The organism is Microcystis sp. LE19-84.1B, from assembly GCF_027531875.1.
Classification (GTDB): Bacteria; Cyanobacteriota; Cyanobacteriia; order Cyanobacteriales; family Microcystaceae; genus Microcystis; species Microcystis panniformis.
Window position 1 is genome coordinate 1 of record NZ_JAPZSR010000044.1, and the last position, 7,455, is coordinate 7,455.

The 7,455-nt window shown below is 43.2% G+C and carries 5 protein-coding genes, 1 tRNA gene and 2 pseudogenes; 3 read left to right on the plus strand and 5 right to left on the minus strand.

Annotation, left to right across the window (positions count from 1 at the left end; genetic code table 11):
* Nucleotides 1-288: 288 nt before the first annotated feature.
* On the plus strand, nucleotides 289-2,163 hold the full coding sequence (mrdA, locus tag O9324_RS02225) for a penicillin-binding protein 2 (protein ID WP_288139372.1): 1,875 nt from the start codon (nucleotides 289-291) through the stop codon (nucleotides 2,161-2,163).
* On the opposite strand, the gene O9324_RS02230 is transcribed toward mrdA, so the two are convergent.
* The 3 genes from O9324_RS02230 to O9324_RS02240 all read right to left on the minus strand — a co-directional run bounded on the left by O9324_RS02230 (nucleotide 2,160) and on the right by O9324_RS02240 (nucleotide 3,858).
* Nucleotides 2,160-2,966: a radical SAM protein gene (locus O9324_RS02230; RefSeq protein WP_288139373.1), complete on the minus strand. Its 807-nt coding sequence runs from the start codon at nucleotides 2,964-2,966 to the stop codon at nucleotides 2,160-2,162. The two genes, mrdA and O9324_RS02230, sit on opposite strands and share 4 nt — an antisense overlap.
* Nucleotides 2,967-2,985: 19 nt before the next feature.
* Nucleotides 2,986-3,077 (minus strand) — tRNA-Ser (locus O9324_RS02235).
* Nucleotides 3,078-3,138: 61 nt separating this feature from the next.
* On the minus strand, nucleotides 3,139-3,858 hold the full coding sequence (locus tag O9324_RS02240) for a DevA family ABC transporter ATP-binding protein (protein ID WP_288139374.1): 720 nt from the start codon (nucleotides 3,856-3,858) through the stop codon (nucleotides 3,139-3,141).
* A 544-nt stretch (nucleotides 3,859-4,402) separates the two neighbouring features.
* Between O9324_RS02240 and O9324_RS27415 the strand changes: the two are divergent.
* Nucleotides 4,403-4,519 (plus strand): annotated as a pseudogene (locus tag O9324_RS27415) (RNA-guided endonuclease TnpB family protein); the annotation flags it as partial.
* Nucleotides 4,520-4,521: 2 nt separating this feature from the next.
* Nucleotides 4,522-4,701 (plus strand): annotated as a pseudogene (locus tag O9324_RS02245) (hypothetical protein).
* A 67-nt stretch (nucleotides 4,702-4,768) separates the two neighbouring features.
* Here the strand turns inward: O9324_RS02245 and devC are convergent.
* A complete protein-coding gene (devC, locus tag O9324_RS02250) occupies nucleotides 4,769-5,926 on the minus strand; it encodes an ABC transporter permease DevC (protein WP_288139375.1) in 1,158 nt (385 codons plus the stop codon).
* 19 nt (nucleotides 5,927-5,945) lie between these two features.
* Entirely contained in the window at nucleotides 5,946-7,253 is a 1,308-nt protein-coding gene (locus tag O9324_RS02255; protein ID WP_288139376.1) for an ABC exporter membrane fusion protein, read from the minus strand.
* Between the last annotated feature and the right edge of the window lie 202 nt (nucleotides 7,254-7,455).

Below are 7,455 nucleotides of genomic sequence, written 5' to 3' on the forward strand. Positions count from 1 at the left end.
GGGACTTGCGCTTTGATAATGTACCTTTTGGGCGAACGCAGTTCGCCCCTACATTGTGGACAAAATCCGTTACTGTAGGGGCGCAAAGCTTGCGCCCTCCGATCGATCAGGTTTGCTGATCACCCTAAGTAGGGCGAGAGCCTTCGAGATGTTAGGGACTTGCGCTTTGATAATGTGCCATCTGGCTGGTCTAATTCTTCTACAGAGCGATTTTCTGGCTGGGATATTATTCCCACGCAAGTCCCTAACTGATGACTAATAACTTTTAAATTTTATAACTTTAAGCAAATGCGTAATAGCGGACTCCTATCAAAAACCAAAGTCAAACTGAAACCGAAAAAACCGCTCACCTCGCTGACGCGGCCAGCACCGAATAAATTACAGAATAAAATCAAAGATAAAGAGCGTCTAGTCGGTCGTCAGCGTCAGTCATGGCTAATTATGGGCTTAATTAGCCTTGTCCTGCTAGGAGGAGTCGGCTCACGATTGGCCTATTTACAACTGCAGCAAGGACAAATTAACCGAGAAAGGGCAGAAAATAACCGGATTCGCATTCTTCCCAAACCCCCAGTCCGGGGCAACTTATTCGATCGCAATGGCAAAGTTTTGGCCACGGCCCGCTTAACCCATGCGGCCTATATTTGGCCCAAATCCCAGCGTAATCCCGCTCAAAAACTCAATCTTGACCGTTTAGCCAGTATTTTAGGCATTCCCAAAAGCGACCTAGAAAAACGCATTAACGAAGCGGACGAAAACCCCTCCACCCTGATCCGCATCGCTAGGGGTTTAACTCCGGCTCAAATTATCGCCCTAGAGGAATACAAAGACGAATTAACCGGCATTGAAGTGGACGTGGAATCAGTGCGCTACTATCCCAATGGTAAAGTCGGGGCGCATATTCTCGGTTATACGGGGGAACTAACCCCGGAGGAATATCAAGCCAAAAGACCCCAGGGCTACCGATTGGGAGATGTCCTCGGTAAAATGGGTGTGGAAGCCGCCTACGAGTCAAAATTGCGGGGAGAATGGGGAGGAATGCAGTTAGAGGTCAACGGATCGGGACAAGTAATCCAAATTCTCGGCCAAAAAATTGCTAAACCGGGGCAAGATGTCACCCTGACACTAGATTTAAAACTCCAAAAAGCCGCCGAGGCCGCTTTAGGAAAACGCAAAGGTGCGATCGTGGCGATCGATCCCCGGGATGGTTCCGTGCGGGCCATGGTCAGTTATCCTAGTTTCGATCCCAATGTTTTCTCGGCCCCAATTACTACCGCCACTTGGAAAAAACTACAAGCGGAGGGCAACCCGTTTGTTAACCGCGCTCTGCAAGGATTCCCCCCCGCTTCCACCTTTAAAGTCGTCACTGCCACTGCTGGCATGGAATCGGGGAAATTTCCCCCCAATACGGTCTTAAATACCTTTGCCGCCCTTTATGTGGGGGGGACAGCTTTTGGAGAATGGAATCACGCCGGTTTTGGTCCGATCGGTTTTGTCCGGGCCATGGCCATGAGTAGTAACACTTTTCACGGTCAAATTGGTCGCGGAGTGGGGGGGCCGGCTTTAATTGCCATGGCTCGGCGCTACGGTTTCGGTCAGAAAACCGGGATAGAATTAGCGGAAGAAACTCCGGGGTTAATTGCCGATCGCGATTGGAAACTGCGTAATTTTAAAAACTGGGATTGGTCCGTAGGGGATACGATTAATATGTCGATCGGTCAAGGATTTACCCTAGCGACTCCCCTACAGGTAGCTGTGATGTTTGCTGTCCCCGCTAACGGTGGTTTTTTGGTGAAACCGCACCTTTTACAGGATGCCCGCGATGTTAAGGAATGGCGAAAGTCTTTAAACATGAAACCTAGCACCCTAGACACCCTGAGAAAGTCCCTGAGAGCCGTGGTAGCGGAAGGAACGGGTCGGGCCCTATCGGACCCCGCTTTACCGCCTGTAGCGGGCAAAAGCGGCACGGCAGAAGCACCTCCCGGGAAGTCCCACGCTTGGTTTGGAGCTTTCGCACCCTTCGACAAGCCCGAAATTGTCGTGGTCGCCTTTGCGGAACATTCCGGCGGTGGTGGTGGTAAAGTGGCCGCACCTATGGTACGTCAGGTAATGGAGGCTTATTTTAATGTGAAGCCGAAAGAAGAAAAACCCCGGCCGAAGCCTTAGAGACTTGTGGCGGTAAGTGGCACACAGCGCACGGTAATTCCCGTGGCCGTGGCCATTTTTTGCGCCCAAATTGCCAATATTTCAGCGTTTACGGGTTTGAGAATTTGCATTCCGTCGGCAGCGGTGAGGGGATTATTACCGCGGGTTTCTAATTGTCTTTGTCTGGCCCGGGGACGGGTCGGGGTGTTAAGTTGAATTTCATCCGGTTGTAGCTGTTGCATCAAATCGATATACTGGTCTTGCTCTTGGGGCGACCAAGAGGCCAGCACCATGGTTTGAATTGCTAGTTTTCCTGACCATTCTTGGCGAAATTGTCTTAATCCCCACCAAAGCTCCTGCCAATCCAGGCCGGGGACCGGACGGTTAACCCGTCGCCATTGGGCCTCGGAAACAGCATCGATTTTAGCGGCGACGATATCAGCTTTGCTCAAGTCTTGACGCACTCGGGCATCTCCCAAGAGGGTACTATTGGTTAAGACCGCCACCGGCCGCCTGGTCATTTCCTTGACGGTGGCCAGTATTTCCCCTAAATTGAGGGCGAGGGTGGGTTCCCCGCTACCACTGAGCGTGACTATATCCACGTCCCAGGGGGCAAAGGCACTTAAATCCCTGCTAATTTGTTCGCTGGTGATAAAAACTCTTCGTTGCTCGGTTTTTTGCTCAATTTCTCCTAACTGACAGTAGGCACAGTTAAAGGAACAGGTGGAAACTAAACCAATCGGATCGATGCCCAAGGAACTGCCGAAACGCCAAGAGGCAACCGGGCCATATACGGAGCAGAAATAATCTTGGCGAGCAGTCATCGAAAATACCGAAAGAAGACGGAGAGGGAGGGATTCGAACCCTCGGTACGGTCTTACGATTCGTACAACAGATTAGCAATCTGCCGCATTCGACCACTCTGCCACCTCTCCAAGATGACATTATTTTAGTCTAACATGAAAGGCCGATTTTTGGCAAGTAATTTTTGGGCAGTTAATCGCTTAAACGACCATCCTCCATATTGACAATGCGATCGGCGATGTCGAGAATCCGGTTATCGTGGGTGACAAGTAAAATCGTGCAACCTTGTTCTTTTGCCAATTTCTGCATGATTTCCACCACATCGCGCCCAGATTGTTTATCTAAGGCCGCGGTCGGTTCGTCAGCGAGGACTAATTTGGGATGACTGACGAGGGCGCGAGCGATCGCGACCCGTTGTTTTTGTCCCCCCGATAGATCGTGGGGATAGTAATCAACGCGGTTGCCTAAACCCACTGACTCCAGAATTGCCGTGGCTTTTTGATCGAGATCTTGTTCTAAAAACTCCTCGTGCAGTTCCAAAGACATCCTAACGTTTTGTTTCGCTGTCAGGAATTTTAGTAAATTATGTGCTTGAAAAATATAGCCAATTTGACGGCGAATTTTCAGCATTTTGCCCTTACCAATTCCTAACATTTCTTGGCCGAGAATTTTTAAACTGCCCGCTTGTGCCGATCGCAAACCTCCCATTAAACTCAATAAAGTAGTTTTCCCCGATCCCGAAGGACCAGTCATAATCACTACTTCCCCCGCTTTAATTTCCAGATCGATATCGTATAAAACCTGTTTTCTTAATTCCCCCGTGCCAAAATAGTGATTTAAGCCTTTAATGGCAATTACGGGTTCATTAGGGCTAAAATTCCCTAATTCTCGCTCTTTTTGAAAAATAAGCATTATGAGAACCTCGAAAAATATAGTATACTTCAATAAGATCACAAGTTAAAGCTATTTGGAGGGATGAGAATTTAATTCTCGGAGCAAATATTGGTCTTTTGTGGCGATTTTACCGATATTTAAAGACAAGTGACCCACGGTTCGACTCTCCCAGAAGACAAGTCTTTGAAAATTATAAGTTAAGGGTACCTCAAAAAATCGAAAGATTTTATCAAAAATGTCATGTTGAATACCCTCAGTTTTACAGATGGCATAAAACCATGACTAATTGAGCATCGGCAAAGCACGAGGCTCTTCTGGTTTCTGTGTGGAAACGAGGTCTATACTGATAGAATATCCGCAAAATAGCCCTAAAAGTCTTGGCCGATAAGCATTTCACGATTCCATAAGCAAAAATTATCACACAAAGTCGAGAAGAGCCAGCACGATCAAACCTTAACAATTTTGTGCAAAGTTTGTTGGTACAAAATAAGTTGTTTGAGGTCGATAAACAATGATTATCTTAGAAATGAAAGCAGTGGTCAAACCGAGTTAGTGTTCTGCCATTGATGATACTATTCGTACGGTACAATTCATCCGGAATAAAGCTTTAAGACTTTGGATGGGTGCTAAACGAGAGTGTAAAGTAGATATAGTGATTTCAAAGGCTCTTCGGTTTGTGTTATGCAATGGACGGGAGTTATAAGGGATGGAACCCTTATAGAGAAAGGCATTTAGCGATTTTTGTCAATTGTTTTTGCTCTAGAGCGAACTAATCAATTAAGTCTCTTGCCAGATAAGGATTTAGTCGATTTATGCCCCCCTATCGAACCATACCAAGTAACGAAGAACCATTTCAAATAAGTATGATAAAAGTGAAAAATAGGGTAAAATAAGGAGAAACGAGCAACTTTTATGAAACCACCAGGCATCAGAAGCAGATATCAGCGGGATCAGCACTTTGTAGTTTTCGCATTGCAATCGTGCCTGCTAAAAAGCACATTGCAATTGTAAGAACTAAAACGAACAGTGCTAAACTAGGAGTCATAAATACAGGTAAGTTAGTATCTCGTCTAGTTAAATCATACATAAGTTCTGAAATCAAGAAACCTGGAATATATCCCAAAACAGCAAGAATTAAAGACTCCTGAAAAACAACATTAAGCAGAAAAGAATGAGGGTAAACCATTGCTTTGAGAGTTGCATATTCAGCAAGATGATCAGAAACATCTGCATAAAGAATTTGATAAACAATAATTGCCCCTACCATAAAGCCCATTATTACACCTAAGCCAAAAATAAAACCAATGGCCGCACTCGTTTCCCAATAGTGTTTTTCGGATAAGGCAAAATCTTCGAGAGTCATTGCTTTTACGTCATTGGGTAAAATTTTTGTTAGGGTTTTAATCACGGCTTGGGGATTAGCGTTAGGTTCTAGAGTAATTAATCCAACATTAATTTTGTTAATGCTGCGACCTTTAAAAATATGTAAAAAAGTTGAATCACTGGTAATAACATTACCGTCTGCTGCAAAGGAAGCTCCTAGACTAAATAATCCTGCTACTTCAACTCGTACTCCTTCTAATTCTGTGCTAACCTGATATCCTTGATTAAAATTTTTGGCAATGGCACCAAATTCTCGTCGAGATAATTTGTCAAAAAGTATTCGATTTGTCATCTTTAAATCATTTAAATTGTTGACTATTTCGGGAAATTTAAATACAGATTGAGCAGGATCAAAAGCATAAACCAACAAAGATCGTTTCGTGTGATTATCAGGATTTTTCCATTGACCTAGACCAACATACAAAGAAGCCACTGACTTAACCCCTTTCACTCGTTGAGCTTGATAAATTCTTTCCCGTGGAAAACTTTCTAGAGCAAATAATACTTTAGATTGAGGATTTAATAATACCAAATCGGCTTTGATACTTTTATGAGGGGCCATTGCAGCTTCATAGAGAGCATTCATGAACCCTAACTGAAGAAAAATGAGAATGACAGAGAACCCAATTCCCGCTAAAGCTACCAATAAACGAGTCTTATTACGGACAATTTGAAGAAGGGCAAAAGTAAGTAGTAAAATCATGGTTTTTACTTAACTAAATTTAGAGTTGAATGGCAACTTGAACTTGTAAATAGGTGAAATTTTGAACTTTTCGACTGGTTTCTGGATCAAGCGCAATTTTTACTTCAATTACTTTACGATCAACATCAGCACCTGGATCATTACTAAAAATATTTTGTTTTTGAACTAATAAACCAATTTGTTTAACCGTTCCCTCTAACTTTTCTTCAAAAGAATCACTGCTAATAATTACTTTTTTACCCAATTTAATTTGTTGAATATCTGTTTGATAAACTTCAGCAACCACTTCCATCTTTTGAGTTTGACCCATTTTTACAATTCCTTGACTATTAATTGTTTCCCCAGGTAAAGTATGAATTTGAAGAATTTGCCCATCTACGGGCGCTTTTACAGAAGCTAAGGCTAAATTCGTTTTTGCTTGGGTTTCTGCTACTTTTGCCTCCTCTAGTTCAGCCATAGCTAAGGCGATATCTTCAGGCCGAACTTCTTTAATTTCTTCTAAGGTTGCCTGAGCAGAACGAATCTGCTTTTGAGTAGTTAAAATGGTACGGTTTAAAGTTGCCTTGGCTTCTTTAATTTGTTGTTGTAAAGTTGTAGTAATTGTGAGTAAATTAGCCCCAGCTTCATTGAGTTGTTCTTGAAAAACATCTTTTTGTAAACAAGTATTATCTCTAGAAGAACTGGAAACCGCTCCTTCTTTATATAACATCTCAGCACGATGACATTCAGTTTGTGCATTCTTGAACTCAGATTTTATCCGTTCAATGGTGGCTTTTTGGGCTTGTACTTCTCCAGTTAAACGAGATTTTAGACTGGCAATATTAGCCTGCTGAGAAGCTATTTGGCCTTCCAATTCTGCTTTGAAAAGTTCTACGGTTTCTGATTGAGATTGTACCGCTCCGATTTTAGCACCTGCTTGAACTTGATTTAAACGAGCTTGAGCGACTTGAACCCTTTTTTGGGCCAATTTTAAAGCGGCTTGTTCTCGTTCATAACTATCCAAGATGGCAATAATTTGTCCGGTTTTGACTGTATCCCCCTCATTGACCAAAAGTTTTTCTAAACGCGCTCCTTCTAGAGGAATGGTTGCAGAGACTTGTATGACTTTGCTTTGAGGTTCAATTCGTCCTAAAGCAGTTATTGAGATTACAGGCGATTCTGGTTCAGAGGACTCAGTTTTTGTTTCAGAAATTGTCAAATTGGAGAATTGGGTAACAGATAGTAGTCCGAGTATCCCAGTTGACAAAGCCCCAGTAATAACACAAATCATCAGCCATTTGCCTTTTAAAAATTTGATCTTTGGAAAGTTCATCGATTCTTTGTTCATAATTCAAGTAAATCTGGCTCTTCGGTTTGTGTTATGCAATGGACGGGGGTTATAAGGAATAGAACCCTTATATAGAAAGGCATTTAGCGATTTTTGTCAATTGTTTTTTATCTAGAGCGAACTAATCAATTAAGTCTCTTGCCAGATAAGGATTTAGTCGATTTATGCCCCCCTATCGAACCATAACAAGTAACGAAGAGCC